At 54.4% G+C, this 19,202-nt stretch carries 16 protein-coding genes; 9 read left to right on the top strand and 7 right to left on the bottom strand.

The annotated features are described in order from the left end of the window. The first annotated feature begins 41 nt into the window (after nucleotides 1–41). The 7 genes from BN3277_RS06090 (at nucleotide 42) to BN3277_RS06115 (ending at nucleotide 6,627) form a co-directional block, all read left to right on the top strand. The gene (locus tag BN3277_RS06090) at nucleotides 42–965 is read left to right on the top strand and encodes a helix-turn-helix transcriptional regulator (RefSeq protein ID WP_059041393.1); all 924 of its coding nucleotides are present in this window, start codon (nucleotides 42–44) and stop codon (nucleotides 963–965) included. Continuing rightward, nucleotides 962–1,162, top strand: a complete 201-nt coding sequence (locus BN3277_RS25965) for an NmrA family NAD(P)-binding protein (RefSeq protein ID WP_449289967.1) — start codon at nucleotides 962–964, stop codon at nucleotides 1,160–1,162. The genes BN3277_RS06090 and BN3277_RS25965 overlap by 4 nt, the downstream gene beginning before the upstream one ends. Then, nucleotides 1,104–1,424 (top strand): Rossmann-fold NAD(P)-binding domain-containing protein, encoded by a 321-nt coding sequence (locus BN3277_RS25970; protein WP_232436344.1) that lies wholly within the window; start codon nucleotides 1,104–1,106, stop codon nucleotides 1,422–1,424. The genes BN3277_RS25965 and BN3277_RS25970 overlap by 59 nt, the downstream gene beginning before the upstream one ends. A gap of 23 nt (nucleotides 1,425–1,447) precedes the next feature. Then, the gene (locus BN3277_RS06100) at nucleotides 1,448–2,404 is read left to right on the top strand and encodes an ATP-binding cassette domain-containing protein (RefSeq protein WP_059041394.1); all 957 of its coding nucleotides are present in this window, start codon (nucleotides 1,448–1,450) and stop codon (nucleotides 2,402–2,404) included. Beyond that, the gene (locus BN3277_RS06105; protein WP_059041395.1) at nucleotides 2,401–3,204 is read left to right on the top strand and encodes an ABC transporter permease; all 804 of its coding nucleotides are present in this window, start codon (nucleotides 2,401–2,403) and stop codon (nucleotides 3,202–3,204) included. Before BN3277_RS06100 ends, BN3277_RS06105 begins: the two co-directional genes overlap by 4 nt. Nucleotides 3,205–3,424: 220 nt before the next feature. After that, the gene (locus tag BN3277_RS06110; RefSeq protein WP_082691343.1) at nucleotides 3,425–5,809 is read left to right on the top strand and encodes a phosphoketolase family protein; all 2,385 of its coding nucleotides are present in this window, start codon (nucleotides 3,425–3,427) and stop codon (nucleotides 5,807–5,809) included. Between the two features lie 332 nt (nucleotides 5,810–6,141). Next, on the top strand, nucleotides 6,142–6,627 hold the full coding sequence (locus tag BN3277_RS06115) for a pyridoxamine 5'-phosphate oxidase family protein (protein WP_059041396.1): 486 nt from the start codon (nucleotides 6,142–6,144) through the stop codon (nucleotides 6,625–6,627). A 57-nt stretch (nucleotides 6,628–6,684) separates the two neighbouring features. Here BN3277_RS06115 and BN3277_RS06120 read toward each other — a convergent pair whose 3' ends face one another. From BN3277_RS06120 to BN3277_RS06130, 3 genes are all read right to left on the bottom strand, one after another. Next, on the bottom strand, nucleotides 6,685–8,145 hold the full coding sequence (locus BN3277_RS06120) for a serine hydrolase domain-containing protein (RefSeq protein ID WP_232436345.1): 1,461 nt from the start codon (nucleotides 8,143–8,145) through the stop codon (nucleotides 6,685–6,687). A 72-nt stretch (nucleotides 8,146–8,217) separates the two neighbouring features. After that, nucleotides 8,218–10,500, bottom strand: coding sequence for a bifunctional 2',3'-cyclic-nucleotide 2'-phosphodiesterase/3'-nucleotidase (locus BN3277_RS06125; protein ID WP_059041398.1), 2,283 nt, complete (start codon nucleotides 10,498–10,500; stop codon nucleotides 8,218–8,220). A 1,340-nt stretch (nucleotides 10,501–11,840) separates the two neighbouring features. Next, the gene (locus tag BN3277_RS06130) at nucleotides 11,841–13,319 is read right to left on the bottom strand and encodes a DHA2 family efflux MFS transporter permease subunit (protein WP_059041399.1); all 1,479 of its coding nucleotides are present in this window, start codon (nucleotides 13,317–13,319) and stop codon (nucleotides 11,841–11,843) included. A gap of 186 nt (nucleotides 13,320–13,505) precedes the next feature. Between BN3277_RS06130 and BN3277_RS06135 the strand changes: the two genes are divergently transcribed. Both BN3277_RS06135 and BN3277_RS06140 read left to right on the top strand, forming a co-directional pair. Beyond that, complete coding sequence (locus BN3277_RS06135; RefSeq protein WP_059041400.1) at nucleotides 13,506–14,060, top strand: TetR/AcrR family transcriptional regulator; 555 nt, start codon at nucleotides 13,506–13,508, stop codon at nucleotides 14,058–14,060. A gap of 184 nt (nucleotides 14,061–14,244) precedes the next feature. After that, nucleotides 14,245–15,084 (top strand): sugar phosphate isomerase/epimerase family protein, encoded by an 840-nt coding sequence (locus BN3277_RS06140; RefSeq protein ID WP_059041401.1) that lies wholly within the window; start codon nucleotides 14,245–14,247, stop codon nucleotides 15,082–15,084. Here BN3277_RS06140 and BN3277_RS06145 read toward each other — a convergent pair. Genes BN3277_RS06145 through BN3277_RS06160 form a run of 4 tightly spaced genes read right to left on the bottom strand, consistent with a single transcriptional unit; the run spans nucleotide 15,081 to nucleotide 19,049 of the window. Further along, on the bottom strand, nucleotides 15,081–15,902 hold the full coding sequence (locus BN3277_RS06145; RefSeq protein WP_059041402.1) for an ABC transporter ATP-binding protein: 822 nt from the start codon (nucleotides 15,900–15,902) through the stop codon (nucleotides 15,081–15,083). The two genes, BN3277_RS06140 and BN3277_RS06145, sit on opposite strands and share 4 nt — an antisense overlap. After that, a complete protein-coding gene (locus tag BN3277_RS06150) occupies nucleotides 15,902–16,933 on the bottom strand; it encodes a FecCD family ABC transporter permease (RefSeq protein WP_059041403.1) in 1,032 nt (343 codons plus the stop codon). The genes BN3277_RS06145 and BN3277_RS06150 overlap by 1 nt, the downstream gene beginning before the upstream one ends. Then, entirely contained in the window at nucleotides 16,930–17,967 is a 1,038-nt protein-coding gene (locus BN3277_RS06155) for a FecCD family ABC transporter permease (protein ID WP_059041404.1), read from the bottom strand. The genes BN3277_RS06150 and BN3277_RS06155 overlap by 4 nt, the downstream gene beginning before the upstream one ends. Next, nucleotides 17,964–19,049, bottom strand: a complete 1,086-nt coding sequence (locus tag BN3277_RS06160; RefSeq protein ID WP_187380039.1) for an iron-siderophore ABC transporter substrate-binding protein — start codon at nucleotides 19,047–19,049, stop codon at nucleotides 17,964–17,966. Before BN3277_RS06160 ends, BN3277_RS06155 begins: the two co-directional genes overlap by 4 nt. Nucleotides 19,050–19,202 lie beyond the last annotated feature (153 nt).

Here is a 19,202-nt window from a genome sequence, read left to right on the forward strand (position 1 = left end):
GAAATAGATCATCGAACATTACGGACCAAGGGAGTGCCTGCATGAGACTAGATCGTTTGCTTGGAATCACGCTGGAACTGATGGCCAAGAGAAGGGTCACTGCGGCGGAGCTGGCAGAGAAATTCGAAGTATCGATACGGACCATCTACCGCGATGTGGAGCTGATTAATCAATCCGGCATCCCGGTGGCCTCTTTCTCCGGCGCGGACGGAGGGTTTGAGTTAATGAACGGGTTCTTCTTAACGCGGCAACACTTCTCGGTTGAGGATTTGTCGGTGATCTATACGTTATTGAAGGCGATGGAAGGAACGATGGGCCATGCGGTGACGCCCGCCATGCGGAAACTGGTTAGCCTGAATCCGAATCTGGCGAATGAAGCCAACCGAGAGGCGGTCATTTGGAGTGCCAGTACGTCGGAGGAGGAACGGGCGAACGTTCAGGCGCTGTTTCGAGCGGTCCGGCAGTTTCGCGTCGTTCGGCTGACCTACACCAGCGCATCCGATACCTTATCCGAGCGCAGCGTGGAGCCGCTGAATCTCCTGTGGGAGAAAGGGGCTTGGTATCTGGAGGCGTATTGTCGATTGCGCAGAGGGAAAAGGTATTTCCGCGTGTCGCGGATCGTCGCACTGGAGGTATTGGAGGAAGCTTATATGCCTCGGCAAATTCCGGATGAGCCGCCTGAAAATGAATCGGAGGACGTTCAAGGGATTCAGGTCCATCTGCGCTTCAGTCCAACGGTTCGCCTCAGGGTGCTGGAGCAGTTTCGGGGGGAATGCACCTATCAGGCCGAATCGATCGAGGTGAAGACGACCTTTTACAAAAAGGACTATGCACTGTCGATCATCGTCAGCTACGGAACGGACGTTGAAATTGTGTCCCCGGCTGAGCTGCGGGATGCCGTCATCGCCCATGTCGAATCCATTCGTCAACATTATGCGAAATATCAAGGAGGAGAGGGAACGTGACGACGATTTTGGTTACGGGAGCGACAGGGACGGTTGGGCAGCATGTAACGAAACTATTGGTGGAGCGAGGGGGCTCTGTCAGGGCACTCACACGCAACCCGGTACGGGCTGCGGCTAAACTGCCCGGAAGGCGTGCAGATGGTGACCGGGGATCTGATGAAGCCGGAGACGCTACAGGAGGCGCTGCAGGGAGTTAAGGAGATCTTCCTGATTACCTCCAGTGATGAACCCAACGCGGATTTAAACACCGACCCGGAAATGGTGGCGTTGGCCGAGGCCGCCGAAGTCGGGCGTGTTGACGTTCTGGTGGGGGATGAAGAAGGCCCGGTTGAGGACAAGCTGCGGGCAAGCGGCATGCAATGGACGCTGGTCAAACCAGCGGAGTTTATGGCCAACCTTTGCCCGGCACGTACGTTAACCGAGTGGGCTGCGGAACACCAACGGGAATTTCTATCCTAATGGCCAAAGGAGGAGGCGAAAAGATGGCCTACGCCATTGAAGCGCAAGGTTTGCGCAAAACGTTTAAGCATCACGAGGCTGTGCGCGGAGTAGATCTCACGATCCGGCAAGGGGAGTTATTCGCCTTGCTGGGACCTAACGGTGCCGGTAAGTCGACAACGATTCATATGCTGACGACGCTGGTGCGCCCGGATGGAGGCACGGCCAGCGTATGCGGGTATGATGTCGTGAAGCAGGCGGCCGCGGTACGCGAGCGCATCAGCGTCACAGGGCAATATGCGGCGCTGGACGAGTCGCTGACGGGCTGGCAGAACCTGCTCCTGTTCGCCGGGCTTCACGGCTATTCCGGTAAGGAGGCTCGCGGGCTCGCAGAGGAGCTGCTCGACTCGTTTCATCTGGCCGATGCCAGCCATCGCCCGGTTAGCACGTATTCCGGAGGCATGCGCCGACGCATGGATCTTGCGGTTGGCACGCTCTCTCAGCCGGAGGTGATGTTCCTGGATGAGCCGACGACCGGACTTGATCCCCAAAGCCGCTTGGAGTTGTGGCAGTCGGTGCGGCAACTAGTGAAGCAAGGGACAACGGTGCTGTTAACTACGCAATATCTCGAAGAGGCGGACCAATTGGCCGATCGCATTGGTTTTATTACGCAGGGACGTGTCATCGCTGTCGATACCCCAGAGCAACTGAAGGAGGCAAACGGTGGCAAGAAGCTGACGATCCGGTTGTCGGAAGGGGCGAAAGCGGAATCGGCCAAAATCCGTCAACTGCTATTCAGCAAATACGGACTCCCCATCCAGTCGGATTATGAAGAGCGGGTCATAAGCGTAAGGTTGCAGGAGCCCGCGCTTGCCCATTCGATCATCGGCACCTTCATGGAGCAATCGATTGGGTTTGAAGACTTCGCCCTCCACGATCCCACGCTCGACGATGTCTACTTTGCCCTGACGGCAAATGGGGAGAAAGAGGTGGTATTGTGAGTGAGCTTCAGTTCGCTGTCGCGAGCAAGCCGAGAAGAAGTCCCGGACCCTTAATCTCAACGGCGCTCTTTATCAAAAGAACGCTGTATCATATCAGGAACAACGCGATGGGATTGGTTTTTGAGGCGGTGTTGTCGCCTGCGATCATGATGTTTATTTTTACCTTTCTGTTTAGCGGGGCGATTGCCGGCTCCTTAAGCGAGTACATTCAGTATTTGCTGCCAGGCTTCATCCTGGTGACGGTTGTTCCCATGACGGTGTATAGCGGCTCAACGATATGTACAGATATCTCCAAAGGGGTGTATCACCGGTTCCGCACGATGCCGTTTTGGCAACCCGCCCCTCTGTTTGGGGCCATCCTCGCGGATGGAGTGCGGTACGTGCTGGCGCTGGTCTCGGTCATCCTAGTGGGAATGAACCTTGGCTTCCGACCGGAAGACGGGGCTAGAGGAATTGTGCTGGCTGCCCTGTATGTGTTGCTGTTCACCTATAGCGTCAGTTGGGTGTTTGCGTACATCGGCAATTTGGCCAAGCAAGCGGAAACGGTATCAGGCACCAGCATGATGCTGATCTACCCCCTGCTTTTCGCCAGCAACGTGCTTGTGGACCCCGCGACGATGCCCCGGTGGTTGCAGGTCATTGTGGAGATTAACCCAATCAGCATTGCCGTTACGCTAACACGCGGACTGTTGCACGGAAATGCAAGTGCGTTTGGGCTAGCTACGGGGCTGGGAGTTTGCTTGCTGATGATCGCCATTTTTGCTCCGCTAACGATTTGGGTTTACTTGAAAAAGCAATAACAAAAGCCTTGAATATGGCCGACTCGCTTTCCAAACGGAACGAGGAGGCCTTTTTTTGTTTATTCCGTGGACCGATCAATTTTCATAGTATGTTCAATATTTCACATAATTGGACCGTATCAATTTTCAAAAAGGACGCTATTATATAAATAGGTGAAATTATTCACAATATAGATGTGTCGAACAGAATCGGAATGAGAAAACAAAGGGAGTGGAAGAAATGGCATTTACGATGTCGCAAGTCGATTATTCCTCCAAAACGTATCTGGCCAAGCTGGACGCTTATTGGCGCGCAACGAACTATATCTCGGTTGGACAATTGTATCTGAAGGATAACCCGCTGCTGCTGGAACCGTTGAAGGAATCGGACGTGAAGGTGAAGCCAATCGGGCACTGGGGTACGATTCCGGGGCAAAACTTCATTTACGCCCACCTGAACCGGGTGATCTGCAAATATGATTTGGATATGTTCTATATCGAGGGGCCGGGCCATGGCGGTCAGGTCATGGTGTCGAACGCTTACCTGGACGGCAGCTACACGGAAATCTTCCCGGAGATCACACAGGATCTCCAAGGGATGAAGAAGCTGTTTAAGCAGTTTTCATTCCCGGGTGGGGTTGCTTCGCATGCGGCGCCGGAGACGCCGGGGTCGATTCATGAAGGCGGGGAACTGGGGTATTCGCTGTCGCATGGTGCGGGTGCCATTCTGGATCATCCCAACCTTATCTCGGCCGTTGTCGTTGGCGACGGGGAAGCCGAAACTGGACCGCTTGCGGCATCCTGGTTCTCCAACCGATTTATTAACCCGATCACGGATGGAGCCGTGTTGCCGATCCTGCACTTAAACGGATTTAAGATCAGCAACCCAACGATTCTGTCCCGTCAAACGAACGAGGAAATGACCGCTTACTTTAAGGGCATGGGTTGGGAGCCGATTTTCGTTGAAGGTGAAGACCCTGAGTTGATGCATCCGGCGATGGCCAAGGCGCTTGACACGGTTATCGAAAAAATCCACACCATCCAGAAGCATGCGCGCGAGACCGGGGACGCTACGCGTCCGGTATGGCCGATGCTGGTATTCCGTTCCCCGAAAGGCTGGACGGGACCAAAGGAATGGGGAGGCGTGCCCAACGAAAATTCGTTCCGTGCCCACCAGGTGCCGATTCCGGTGGATCAGAAGAACATGCAGCACGCTCCGGCATTACTGGAATGGATGAAGAGCTACCGTCCGGAGGAGCTGTTCTACGAGAACGGCCGCTTGAGAGAGGAAATCGCCGAAATCCTGCCGAAGGGCAACCGCCGTATGGGCAAAAATCCCGTCACCGACGCCGGCCGTCTGGTGAAGGATCTGCGTCTTCCAAACTTCCGGGACTACGCGCTGGATAACTCCGTTCCGGGGAAAATCGTCGCTCAGGATATGGCCGTGTTGGGCAAATACGTAGCCAAGGTTGTAGAGCTCAACGAAGCGAACAAGAACTTCCGCATCTTCGGACCGGACGAAACGATGTCCAACCGCCTTGGGCCGGTGTTTGACGTCACTAAGCGCCAATGGCTGGACGCCGTGAAGGAGCCAAACGACGAGTTCCTGGCTTCCTACGGCCGCGTCATCGATTCGCAGCTGTCCGAGCATCAGGCGGAAGGCTTGCTGGAAGGTTACGTACTGACCGGACGCCACGGCTTCTTCGCCAGCTACGAAGCGTTCCTGCGCGTGGTCGATTCGATGATCACCCAGCACTTCAAATGGCTGCGCAAAGCAACGGATCACGGTTGGCGCGGAAAAATTCCGTCCCTCAACGTCGTGGCGACGTCCACGGTATTCCAGCAGGATCACAACGGCTATACGCACCAAGATCCAGGCTTGCTGGGCCATCTGGCCGACAAGAAGCCGGAATTCATCCGCGAGTATTTGCCGGCGGATGCCAACACGCTGCTGGCGGTATTTGATCGGATTCTGAACGATCGCCAGAAGATCAACCTGATCGTCTCGTCCAAGCACCCGCGCCCGCAATGGTTTACGGCGGATGAAGCGGCTGAACTGGTGGAAAAGGGCTTGAAAGTTATCGATTGGGCCAGCACTGACAAAGGCGGCGAGCCGGATATCGTATTCGCTTCTTCCGGCACGGAGCCAACGATGGAAAGTTTGGCGGCGATCAGCATCTTGCATGAGAAATTGCCGGATCTGAAAATCCGCTACATCAACGTTGTCGACCTGTTGAAGCTGAGAAGTCAGAAGCTGGATCCGCGCGGTTTGTCCGATGAGGAATTCGATGCGTTTTTCACCAAAGACAAACCGGTCGTGTTCGCGTTCCATGGCTATGAAGGCCTGATCAAAGATCTGTTCTTCGACCGCCACAACCATAACCTGCACGTACATGGCTACCGCGAAAATGGCGACATCACAACGCCGTTCGATATGCGCGTAGTGAACCAAATGGACCGGTTCGACCTGGTCAAAGAGGCGGTGCTTAACCTGCCGAACGCCGAGCAATACGCCGCGATCGCTGACGAAATGGATGCGATGGTGAAGAAGCACCATGCCTTTATCCGCGAAGAAGGTTACGACCTGCCGGAAGTGGAAAACTGGGTTTGGAAACCGCTGAAATAAGCGGATGTATGATGAAGCCTGCCCCTTATGGGGGTGGGCTTTTTTTGCTCAAAAATGTTGTATAAAATGCAGCATTTTAGCTCGCTAATGGGACGGATAGGGTGGAATGTTGCAATTTGTACAACATTACAAGCTTAATCCGTGGGTTGGGGATCAAAATGCTGCACTTTTTGCAACAAAATTCGGCCTCCCGCCCCCAATGGTGCATCAAAAGTTGTACATAATACAACATTATTCCACTAGTCGCGCCTAGAATGGTTAATTTTGCCCGCCGCGGTTCACCCTAACGGAGTAACGTTCAATCTAACAACCTTATATGGAGTGAACTAGTCATGACAAACGACCATGCGGCGCATCAGGAAGCCGTGGAGACGGTTCGGAAATTAATCAAGGGGATCGACATCGCCATGCTGACGACCGTCACGGAGGAAGGGCTGGTGTCGCGTCCGATGAAAACCCAGGAGGTCGAATTCGACGGGGATCTCTGGTTCCTGACCAAAACGGAGACGGACAAATTTGACCAGCTCAAGAAACATCCGAAGGTTAACGTATCGTACGTGGGAGACTCCTACGTGTCGGTACGCGGAACCGCGGAAGTGGTGAACGACCGGGCGAAGATCGATCAGTTCTGGAATGCGGCCTATGCCAAATTCCTGCATACCACCAGCGACGACCCGAATCTGATCCTGATCAAAGTGAAGGCCGAAGCGGCGGAATACTGGGAAACCGGCAATCTCGTCAAAATGATCAAGCGCATGTTCTCCCAACTGACCGGCAAGGAGACGGAAGCCGAGCTGAACAAGACGGTGAAGTTGTAAGGCCGGTGAAGATCGCAAAAAGAGCAGCAGGAGTTTCGACTCCTGCTGCTCTTTTTTTCATGCTATCGGCTTCGGCTTCTTCGGGAACCACCCGGTAATTAGGAGGGCGGCATGCCACACCAGCACCCAAAGATAGATCGTTTTATAGCCCGAATAGAGGCTCAGCACGCTCCACACATAACCCGCGCAAAGGAGCGCGGAACCGGTCAGCAGAAGCAATAGCGAGCGGACCGCCAGCCGGATATAAGGTTTTTTGGGATGGGTGACGATAAAACCCCTCCGGCCTCCCCTAAGCCGCCAGATGAACACCAGCCCATATGCGCCTAACGCAATCCCCAGGGCCATCGCGATCATGTCGTTCGTTTCTCGCATCTGCTTGATCGCATAGTAACTCTCGGGAAATTCGCCGGTTTCGTATTTTAACCAAGCGGTGTAGATGTTTTGCCGGAGATCCACTCCGTTTTCGCTGTTCGTCAGGATAACTAAGCCGTCCCGGGACGCCGGGATCCAGCCGTAAAAAGAATGCCACCCCCGGTTGCTGCCATCGTGGTAAATCAAGCTTAGGTTTTGCGGCAGCTTGCGCACGAATACGCCTAATCCGTTCTCCCCCAGTACCGGTGTCTGCATCTCATTTATAAGTGGGGTAGGCAGCAGCCCCCCTCCTAAAGGCTTCCGCTCCCCCTGGCCCATACTAGCCAGAAGGACATTCACCAGATCCGCCACATTGGTTCTTAGGCCGGCCGCAGCCTGCTCCGCGAACCGGTAATCCGGCAGCACCTGACCGAAATAGCCGTAGGTCTTGGCCATCTCGGGGATATCTGTGTCTTGCTGGAACGTGCTCGACGCCATTTTGAGCGGCTTCAACACTTCTTCGTCCATATAACGTGCAAAAGGAAGTCCAGTTGCTTCTTCGATCACCAGCTGCAACAGGGTATAACCTGCCCCGGAATATTCGGCTTGTTCACCGGGAGGATTGGTGAGGGTCACGGGTTTGTTGTACCCTCCTTCTCCCGACAACGATTCCTCGAGCGTGGGAAGCCGCTTCCCGGGAGCCAGCCCCAAGTACCCCCGATGCGCCGGCAATCCGGCGGTATGGCTCAGCAGTTGGCGGATCGTGACTTTATCCGGGTCGAGGCCATCGGACGCTTGGAGTTGCCAACCGGACAGGTGCTTGTTGACGGGATCGTCCAAAGACAGCACGCCCTGATCGACAAGATGCAAGATCCCCCAGGCGGTTATGCTTTTGGAGATCGACCCGGCTTGAAACACCGTCTGGTCTGTGACCGGAAGATCCTTGTCTTGATCCGCGTATCCGTAATTCAGTTGGTAGGCGAGTTCTCCATCGTGTACGATGCCGACGGCTACGCCCGGGACCCCGTACTGTTTCTGCCATTTGGGGATCTGATCGTCCAATTGCGTTATGAAATCCTCGAGGTTCCTTTCGGCTACCCCCGGAGCTGGCATCGCAGCCGCTTCGTTCACGTTAAGGCTTCCGATGATACACCCCAATAGCAACAAAAAAGAGCTGCCTCCCAGGTCCATTCATGACCATCGGAGACAGCTCTCTTCATGATGCGTCGCAGCCGCCCGTTACTTCATCGGAATCAAAATCTTCTGTCCGATCCGGATCAGGTGCGGGTTCGTCAGCTTGTTGTATTTGGCCAGCACTTGCCACGTTGTGCCGTGCTCTAAGGCGATGTCGTACAGGGTGTCACCTTTCTTCACGACGTAAATGATGTCCTTCTCAGCAGATGGAACCGGAGCGGGAGCCGTTGGCTTCGGCGTCTCCGGAGCTGGTACCGGTGCAGGTTCAGGCGCTGGCGTCGGTGTTGGTACTGGCGTCGGTGCAGGTTCAGGTGCCGGTGTTGGCATCGGCTTCGGCGTCGGATTGGCCGATTCGGCCGCCGAGCTGAGCTGGAAGGTCGCATAACCTTCTGCGTTGTCGGCCAGGTACTTCAGGTTGCCTGCTTTCGCTGCCGTCTCCTTGGCGGCCGGCGAAGTCTCGAACGTGACGTTGGCCTTACCAAATGGAGCGAGCGACCAGTTGCCGTCCGCGGTTGGGTTGATCGTGCCGTTTTCGCGGATGTAGTCGATGATGACCTGGCGGTTCTCGTCCGGCGACGCTAGGATGATCCGCTTGCCGTCCGGGTTCGCGAACTTGCTGGATGACGCGCGGTAGTTGTTGCTGGCGACGACGAATTTTTGCGCGGGATCCATCGGTTTGCCGTTATAGGACAGGTTGACGATCCGGCTGGATTTCTCGTTCAACACGCCGCCTTTGGCGTCGTATTTGGCCGGCTGTGTCACATCGATTTGATACGTCACACCGTCGATCACGTCAAAGTTATAGGTTGGGAAGTCATAGTTCACCAATTCTTGGGCTTCCGTCTTGGACGGATCGATTTGGTTAAACTGACCGGCAGACCACTCGAGCCATTCCTTCACCTCGGCGCCGGTCACCAGCACGGCGTTCACCGTATTGGAGTACAGGTAGAGGTCGGCAACGTTCTTAATGGCGATATCGCCAGCCGGAATGTCTGTATAGTAGTTTGCGCCTTGGCGTCCACCGGCTTTGAACGGAGCTCCGGCCGACAGTACAGGCAAGCCTTCGTACTCTGTACCTTGCAGGTGTTTCTCGACGTACCATTTTTGCGCGTTGGTTACGATTTGAATCGAAGGATCGTCCTGAATTAGGGCGAACCAGCTGTTGATCGGTGCGCTGGTCTTGCCAACCGGGCCGCGAACGTACTCCAGGGTAGCCTCATGGTCTTTCTCGATGGCATCCCAAATCGTTTCGTCTGCGTCCACCAGCGGCTTTTTGTTAACGGTATCGTAAATCGGCTTTACCTCGACCTTGGAGTTCTTCACCGACCAGGTCTCGCCGAATTTCTCCAGCGTAAGGTCGATGATCCCCAGGTTGTTGCCCCAATATCCCGGTTCGACGGCCGGCACGCCGTTGATCGTGCCTTTGGCGAGGTCTACGCCCGTCTTGCCTTCGAAGGAGGCGTCCGGGAACACTTTATGCGCGTGGCCGAACAGGATCGCGTCGATGCCTTCCACCTTGCTCAGGTAGAGGACGGAGTTCTCCATCAGCGGCGTTTGCGGGATGTCCTCGAAGCCGGAATGCGGTACGGCGATGATGAGGTCGGCGCCTTCTTTTTTCATCTGAGGCACGAATTTCTTCGCCGTTTCCACGATATCCTTCGTGATCAGCTTACCTTCCAGATGCGCCTTGTCCCAAGACATAATCTGCGGCGGGACGAAGCCGATGATTCCCACCTTCAGCGTGTGTTTCGCGCCTGTGCTGTCGGTGACCTCTTTGTCGAGGATGAGATACGGAGTGAAGGCGTTTTGGTCGTTCGTAGGGTCTTGGTCCTTATCGTCCAGATAGATGTTGGCGTTGACGTAAGGGAACTCCGAGCCTTTGACGGCAGTCTTCAGGAAGTCGAGGCCGTAGTTGAACTCGTGGTTGCCGAAGTTGCCGGCATCATAACCGAGCAAATTCATCGCTTTGTAGACCGGATGGGTCTCGCCTTCCTGGAGCTTGTCCACCGTAGCGATGTAATCGCCGAGCGGGTTACCCTGGATCAGGTCGCCGTTGTCGATGAGCAAGCTGTTTTTCGCTTCCGCGCGGGCTTGCTTGATCAGCGTGGCGGTCTTGGCCAGGCCGTACTCATCCGTTGGCTTGTCCGCAAAATAATCGTAGTTCACGATGTTCACGTGCAGGTCGGTCGTCTCCATAATGCGGAGCTCGACGGTTGCCGCTCCGGTTGCGTCCGCCGCAGATGCCGAGAACGGCAGGGCCGCCAGACTAGCTGCCAACAGGGATGCGATCAGGATGAATTTTGGACTGCGAGGTTTGTTCAAGTTCATTCCTCCTTCGGATTTGGGGTACTCCCCGACATGCGTCTTGCGAAGCTTCGTGCCGAAAAATATTTTAAATTGACTTTAATATTTTATATGAATTGGTAGGGAATGTCATGGGGGAATTTTCTATTTCATTCATGGGATTAGCAGATGGTGCAGGAGGTACAAAGTGGGGGGGGGGATATGCGTTTACGGTAAGGGTGGAGGTAGGGAGGGGGGAGTAAGTGCGTAAGTACATAAGTATATAAGTTACACAAAGGCGTAAGTGCCAAAGTGCCAAAGACCGGCGGGTATGGAGCATTCTATATGAAAAATCATATACAATTTGCGCTTTGGACTAACGGAACAGGAAATCTATATGAAAAACCGAATAGAATGGGGTATTACCGCAGACTTGCGGCGAAATATATATGAAAAACCGAATAGAATGGAGCGTTATCGCAGATTAGCGGCGGATTATATATGAAAAATCGAGTAGAATCGGCTACTTCCGGGGCTTAGACTCGAATTGTATATGAAAAACCGAATAAAATGGGGCGTTACCGCAGACTTGCGGCGGATGATATATGAAAAATCGAGTAGAATTGGTCATTTCCGGGGTTTAGACTCAAATTGTATATGAAAAACCGAATAGAATGGGGCGTTACAGCAGACTTGCGGCGGATTATATGTGAAAAATCGAGTAGAATTGGCCATTTCCGGGGCTTAGACTCAAATTGTATATGAAAAACCGAATAGAATGGGGCATTACCGCAGACTTGCGGCGAAATATATATGAAAAATCGAGTAGAATTGGCCGTTTCCGGGGTTTAGACTCAAATTGTATATGAAAAACCGAATAGAATGGGGCGTTACCGCAGACTTACGGCGGATTATATATGAAAAATCGAGTAGAATCGGCTACTTCCGGGGGTTAGACTCAAATTGTATATGAAAAACCGAATAGAATGGAGCGTTATCGCAGATTAGCGGCGGATTATATATGAAAAATCGAGTATAATCGGCTACTTCCGGGGGTTAGACTCAAATTGTATATGAAAAACCGAATAGAATGGAGCGTTATCGCAGATTAGCGGCGGATTATATATGAAAAATCGAGTAGAATTGGCCATTTCCGGGGCTTAGACTCAAATTGTATATGAAAAACCGAATAGAATGGGGCGTTACCGCAGACCTGCGGCGGATTATATATGAAAAATCGAGTAGAATCGGCTACTTCCGGGGGTTAGACTCAAATTGTATATGAAAAACCGAATAGAATGGGGTGTTACCGCAGATTTGCGGTACCGGCGAGCACCCGGAAATCAGCCAAAGGCGGCTGGACCCAGTGTCCAGCCGCCCTGCATTTAGGATTCTTTCACGGGTTGTTTTGCCGCCTCTTTAGTCCCTCTCGGGCGGGCTTCTCCCTTGCGATTCGGCATAAAGATCGTGACGGCGAGAATCAAGATGCTTAGCACGGCCATGCAGAAGTAAGCGTCGTTCGTGCCAAGGATCGTTGACATCTCCTTCAGTTGAGCTTTGGAGAGCGCCTGGCCGGATTCCACCAAAGCGGTGGCGTGCAGCTTCGTTCTCGTTGTATAAATCGTGACGACCAATGCCGTCCCGATCGCTCCCGCCACTTGGCGGACCGTATTCGTAACCGCGGAGCCGTGCGCGTTCATGTGCTTCGGCAGGGCGTTCAGCCCGGCGGTATTCAGCGGCATCGTGAGGAAGCTCAGACCGATGCGCAGGATAATCGTCCGTACGACCAAATAGGTATACGGCGTCGTTTCGGTTAAATGCGTGACACCCCAGATGGCGGGGATCGTAAAGAGCAAACCGATGATCGCGATAGGTTTGATCCCGAACTTATCCAATAAACGCCCGGATACCGGCGACAACAAGGCATTAATCAAGGCGCCAGGCAACAGCAGCAAGCCGGTTTCCAGCACCGAGAATCCCCGGCTGGTCTGCAAGTAGATCGGCAACAGGATCATATCCGCATACATCACCATCATAATCAAAATACTGATCACCGTCGTGACCGTATACATTTTGTCCTGGAACACTCTCAAATTCATAAGCGGGGCGGAAGAGGTCAATTGGCGACGGCAGAACAGGATCAGAAAAATCCCCCCAACAACCAGACACGCCAGCACCTCTGCGCTGCCCCAGCCTTTATTGCCCGCGTTGCTGAAGCCAAACAGGAGCCCGCCAAAGCCGGCGGTCGAGTAAACTATGCTGACGAGGTCCAGCTTCGGTTTCGAGGTCTCCGAGACATTCACCAAAAATTTGAGCGCTAACGGAATGACGATCGCCACCAGCGGCAGCATCCCGATAAAAATCCACCGCCACGAGAGATGCTCAATAACAAAGCCAGCTAAGGTTGGGCCAATGGCGGGAGCGACGATCATCGCCAGGCCGATGAGGCCCATGGCTGCTCCGCGCCCTTCTTTGGGGAACACCACCAGCACAACCATCATCAACAGCGGCATGATGATCCCGGCACCTGCGGCTTGGATCAGCCGCCCCGTTAAGAGAAACGGAAAGCTAGGCGCTATGGCATTGATCAATGTACCCACGAGCAGCAGGAGCATGGAGGTCACAAACAGCTGCCGGGTCGTAAACCGCTGCATCAGGAACGCTGTGACCGGAACCAGAATGCCGTTGACCAGCATAAAGCCGGTGATCAGCCACTGCACAGTGGTAGCGGTAATGGCAAATTCCTTCATCAAGTCGGGCAAAGCGACATTCAGAATCGTTTGGTTTAGGATCGATAAAAATGAGCCCAAGAGCAGGACGGGCATCAGGATTCTTTTATTCACCTGCGGGGTTGAGGGATTCAAGGTATTACTCCTTTCAAGGGGTGCCTAATTGACGGCACGTCGACTAATTGATATTCTGTCGATAAAAAATAGTATCACGCCCGCCGGAAAAAGACCATTTACACTTTACAATGAACTGTAGACTAAACGACAGATCCGCTGGATGCTGTCGAACAAGTCGCAGATGATCATCAAAGGAGAGTCGAGATGTCGACCAATCAAGAGGAGAAGGTTGATCCTCGAATTACGCGAACGAAACGCATGTTTCGAGAGGCGCTGATCGCGCTGCTGCAAGAGAAGGCCGACCCGCACAAAGTTACGGTTCAAGGCTTGGCCCATCGTGCGGGGTTAAACCGGGCTACGTTCTATTTGCATTACCGCGACGTGGAGGATCTGCTGGAGCAATTAACGAAGGAAGTGCTCGACGAGCTGGCTCGAAGAATGCGTCCGCTCACCGAGAACGGCTCGATGAAGGATCAATCACCGCTGGTTTCTTTTTTGGAGCAAATTTACGAGAATGCGGCCTTATTCCAGGTATTAATGGAAAATAAGGAGTTCCGCCACCGGTTGTTCGTGATGCTTACCGAAATCGTGTCGGTTCGGAGGGAGCGGAGGAAGCCGGCGGATCCCGCCAAGCAGGTGCCCATCCAAATCATAGCCGCCTCCTCGCTGGGGATCGTCTCGTGGTGGATCGAAGAAGGCACCCCGTATAGCCCCGCATATTTGGCTGACCAAATCAACCAGATGTATCGAAGAAAGTAAGGGGCTGCACTAAGTATGACAAACAGGACCTTACCAAAATCGCGGTGTCGCGGGGGTGGGGGCTTTTTGGTACGAAGCGGATTCGTCGATTCAACACAGGAGTTTGCCCGGATCAAGTCGAATGTATCCCCTAATGTTGGAGTATCTATGTATCTATGGAATGAACCCAAAGGAGGAGAGGTTGATGTCGGTAGGCATACTGGCGCATTTGCTTGGAAAGCAGCCCTTTCGGGAGTTGGCGGCGAAGGTAGAGGCATTTGATTTCTCGTATGTGCAGTTGGCATTGTCGAAGGCGATTTCGGATGTGGATAGCTCGCTTGGCAAAATCAGCCCGGGGTTAGCCTCGGAGATCGGGGGCGCGTTTGCGGACCACCGCGTACGGATCGCCGTGTTAGGCTGCTATGCCAGCCTGATCGACTTGGAGGAGGAGAGTTACCGGCACAACGTGGACCGGTTTAAGGAGCATCTGCGCCATGCGCGGCATTTCGGCGCGCCGATCGTGGCGACCGAGGTGGGGAAGCCGGCGGACGTAAGTCGCCTACCGGATTATTGGGAGCGCCTTCATCGGGCGCTGGAGGAACTGGTCGAAGAAGCAGAGCGCTGGGGCGTCACCATCGGCCTCGAAGCCGCGCAAGGCCATTTGATCGATTCGCCGGAGACGATGGCGCAAACCCTCGAGCGCTTCCCGTCCTCTTGCGTAGGCGTCGTCATCGACCCGTGCAATTTGATGAATGCCGATAACTTCGCCCGCCAGGACGAGGTCATCCAGACCGCCTTTGATCTGTTGGGCCCGCGCATCGTCAGCGCCCATGCCAAGGATCTGCAGCGCGGCGCCAACGGCGAACTGATCGAAACCGCTGCAGGCCTAGGAGAGCTAAACTATCCGCTCTTCTGGAGGCTGCTAGAACAGCATAAACCCCGCGGCTTTGTGACGTTGGAGGCGGTGACGGAAGAGCAGTGCGCTGCTGCCGCGCAGTTTGTGCGGGACGGCAGAGCCGTTGCGACGGCGGACGCTACTATCTAAGGAATCGAAACATAGGCGTCGTTCAAATGATAACGCCCTTTGGGCACCACCAGCGGAGACCCCGATACGGGGTCTTTGATGACCGTGCAATCGAGTCCAAAAATGTCCTTCACCCGCTCGCTGGTAATGACCTCTTCCGGTTTCCCCTCCGCCACCAGCTTCCCTTGATGAAGGGCAAAAATATGATCCGCATACCGCGCGGACAAGTTGATATCATGAAGCACCATCACAATGGTGGTTCCCTGTTGCCGGTTCAGATCCGTGAGCAGATCGAGAATCTCAACTTGATACGTAATGTCCAAGAACGTGGTAGGTTCATCGAGAAACAGGATGTCGGTTTGCTGCGCAAGAGCCATCGCAATCCAGACGCGTTGCCGTTGACCACCGGACAGCTCATCAATATGGTAGTTGGCATACTCCGTAATATTCATAATCCGCATCGCCTCCGCCACGGCCTCGTAATCCTTCTTTGTCCATCCGCCGAACAGGGATTGATGCGGGAACCTTCCGCGCCCCACGAGATCCGCAACGGTAATGCCCTCCGGAACAATGGGGGATTGCGGTAACAGCCCGAGAATGCGGGCGAGCGGCTTCGGCGGGATTTTGGCCAGCGGCTTCCCGTCGAGCGTAATGTTGCCCGAAGTCGGTTTGATCAGCCGGGCCAGCGTCTTCAGCAGTGTCGACTTGCCGCAGCCGTTGGCTCCGATCATCACGCTGATTTGATGGCTGGGAATCGCCAGGTCCACCCCGTGGATGACCGTCTTATTCTCATAACCCGCAACCAGTTGTTCAGCCTGAAAAAGATGCGTCGGTTTCATTACAATTCTCCCTTTCGATTCATCTGGATCAGCAAGAAGATCAGATACGGCGCTCCGAGCAATCCGGTGATCACGCCCACGGGGAAGCGGTATTCAAAGGCAAATTGCCCGATGAGATCCGCCGCCAGCACCAAATTCACTCCCACTAAGCCTGCCGGAATGACGTTGGAGAACCCGGCTCCCGTTAACCTCCGCGCAATAGGTCCCGCCAGGAAAGAGACAAAAGCGATAGGCCCTGTCGTTGCGGTGGCGATCGCAAGCATAAAGACGGAGCTCAAGATCAGGATGATCCGTGTCCGGTCGGTGGCTACCCCAAGAGAGGAAGCCGATTGCTCCCCAAGTTCCAAGAGATCCAGATGTTTACCTAGCATGATAATGACGGGGGCAAAAACAAGCACCGCCACCACAAGAGGAGGCAGCTCCCGCAGCTGCGATCCGTTCAGACTGCCGGTGAGCCATCTCAGTGCGGCGGGAATATCCTGCTGAGCACCTACCAGCAGCAGATAGGAGATCACCGCATCGAGCATGGCTTGAAGCCCGATCCCGATTAGAATGAGGCGTCCGATGGAGAAGGCTCTGCCCCTCGATAACAGATAGATGATCGTGACCGTAACAAGCCCGGCAATCACCGAAGCGATTGAAACAAACGTTTCGCTGGCATGCAGTACGACGATGCTGAATACGGCCGCTGCACTGGACCCCGAGGTGATGCCGATCACATTCGGGTTCGCCAAGGGGTTGCGCAGCATGGTCTGGAAGGTGTAGCCGGCGATCCCGAAGGCGAATCCGGCGAATAACCCTGCTAGCATCCGCGGCAAGCGTATCGTGTTCACCGCAAAGGACACGCCCTTAAGTTGTTCGCCCGACAGCGCGCGGATGACCTCCTTCACCGGGTAGATGGTATTCCCCAACAGGAGCATCGCGCAGCATAAGGCAATAGCTAATACGGCTAAAAGACTGGTGACAACGATCCAACGGCGGCGTCTTTGACGTCGGCCCGCCATAATGAATTCAAGCGATTGGTCTCTCATAATGAACGCACTTTCGCTTTCTTCGCTAATAAGATGAGGACAGGTGCCCCGATAAACGCCGTAACGACGCCGACCTCCAGCTCGCCAGGGCTGCCGATCAGCCTGCCGAGAACGTCGGAGATCGTTAGAATGATGGCACCGGAAACGGCGGACATCGGGATCACCAGCCGCAGGTCCGGCCCCAGGATCAGGCGAACCAGGTGCGTCGATAACAGGCCGATAAAACCAATCGGCCCGGCGAGCGCCGTCGTTACACCGCATAAGAGGACACCGGCAAGCGCGGCAATCAGCCGCAGCGTCCCTGTCCGAACGCCAAGACCGGTGGCCACATCGTCGCCCAGGGCCAGCGCATTCAGCGCGGGAGCGGTCAGGAAGGCGACGAGGACGCCGATGATCAGGAACGGAAGAAACGCGCCAATCCCGCTCCAGGTCCCCGATCCTACGCTTCCGACTTGCCAGAACCGGAATTGGTCCATGGCGTAGGAGCGCGGGATCATAATGGCGGTGACCAGCGAGGATAACGCGGCGCTGGTGGCAGCACCCGCCAAAACAAGCTTAATGGGCGTGGCTCCGCCACGCCCCATCGAACCGATCCCGAACACGAACACCGCCGTTACGGCGGATCCTACCAAAGCCAACCCAATATATTGATTTGCGGTGTTGATGTTCAAGAACGCAATGCCGCAAACGACAAAAAGGGAGGCCCCGGTGTTAACGCCCAAGATGCTGGGGTCCGCCAGCGGATTGCGGGTAACCGATTGCATAAGTGCCCCGGCCACCCCCAGCGCGGCTCCGCAGAACAAGCAGAACACGGTGCGGGAGATTCTTTTCCGTATAATATTGGCATCAAAGGAATCGATATCTGGATGAAACAACCCGTCAATTAAGGCTTGCCCATTCACGGCCTTGGAACCCAAGACCAGCGAAGCGATGATGCATAGACCCAGCAAGACCAGACAAATCACCAGAACCGCGGTAAAATACCGCGGCAGGTGCAAGGCGGGTTGTTTGTTTTTTAGCTCCGAATGGCTCATTGTACCTTATCGGCTGCTGCGCCGATCAATTTCAAGTATTCGTCAATCGTATAAGCGATCGAGAGCGGGTTCGGCGTGCCGGCTGCCACGAGCGGGGTGTCGCTGTCGATGAAGGCAACGGAGCCTCTGGCGACGGCAGGGATTTTGCCCAGCAATGGGTCGGCTTTGATGGCTTGGTACAACTCGTCATTGCCATAGCCTACGATCAGATCGGCATCGTTTAGCGCTCCAGCATTCTCCGCACTTAGCTTCAAGGAGTAGCTGGAGGGGTCGGTGATTTGCTGCGTTACACTTTCGGGATACTCCATCCCCAGCTCATACAAGAAGGAGACGCGGGAGTCGACCGGCGTGTAGATGTGCAATTGCGACATATCTTTGGCCGAGAAGTTGACCCAGACGACTTTTTTTCCTTCGATTTGCGGATATTGGCTGAGCTTCTCTTTGACCATATCTTCGGTATCCTTAATCAGTTGCTCGCCTTCGGCTTCCATGCCCATCCCAGTAGCGTTCAGCAGAACTTGCTCCCGCCAAGTGGTTGCCCAAGGGGCATTCGGGTAAGCGACGACCGGAGCGATTTGGCTCAGCGTATCGTAGTCTTCCTGTGTAATACCGGAGTAAGCGGCCAGGATGACATCCGGATTCGCATCGGAGATCGCTTCAAAGTCAAGACCGTCCGTATCCTGGAACACGTTTGGATCCGTAAAACCAAGCTCCTTCAGCTTCTCCGCCGTCCAAGGCAGCAGCCCGCTGTCGTCCTGAACGCCAAAGTTCGCGGCCGAGAATCCTACAGGAACGACGCCCAGCGCAAGGGCTACGTCATGGTTCGCCCATTGAATCGTTACGACCCGTTTCGGCTTCTTCTCAATCACGGCTTCGCCAAGCGCGTGCTTGATTACGATTGGGTATTCGGTGGTTTCCGCAGGTGCGGCCGCCGTAGTGTCGGTCGTAGTGGAGCTATTGGTTGCCGCCGTATTGGTAGCTGCCTCATTTGCCGATTGTTTCGAGGAACAGCCAACCAGCGCGAGGATCAGCAGAACTGGAATAACGAGTGGTTTTAATGAGAGCTTGCGATTTACCTTCATGTATAACCCCATCCTTTTATGTATGATATCGACTTGCCACCGTCTCACATGATAATGATTCTCAATGTCAATTAATATACCTTCTCGTTAGGGCGGGTGTCAATAAAAAAGATGAAAAAAATCACAAAGGGCAGCCTTTTGACTTTATTACAT

This window comes from Paenibacillus rubinfantis (assembly GCF_001486505.1).
Lineage (GTDB): Bacteria > Bacillota > Bacilli > Paenibacillales > Paenibacillaceae > Fontibacillus > Fontibacillus rubinfantis.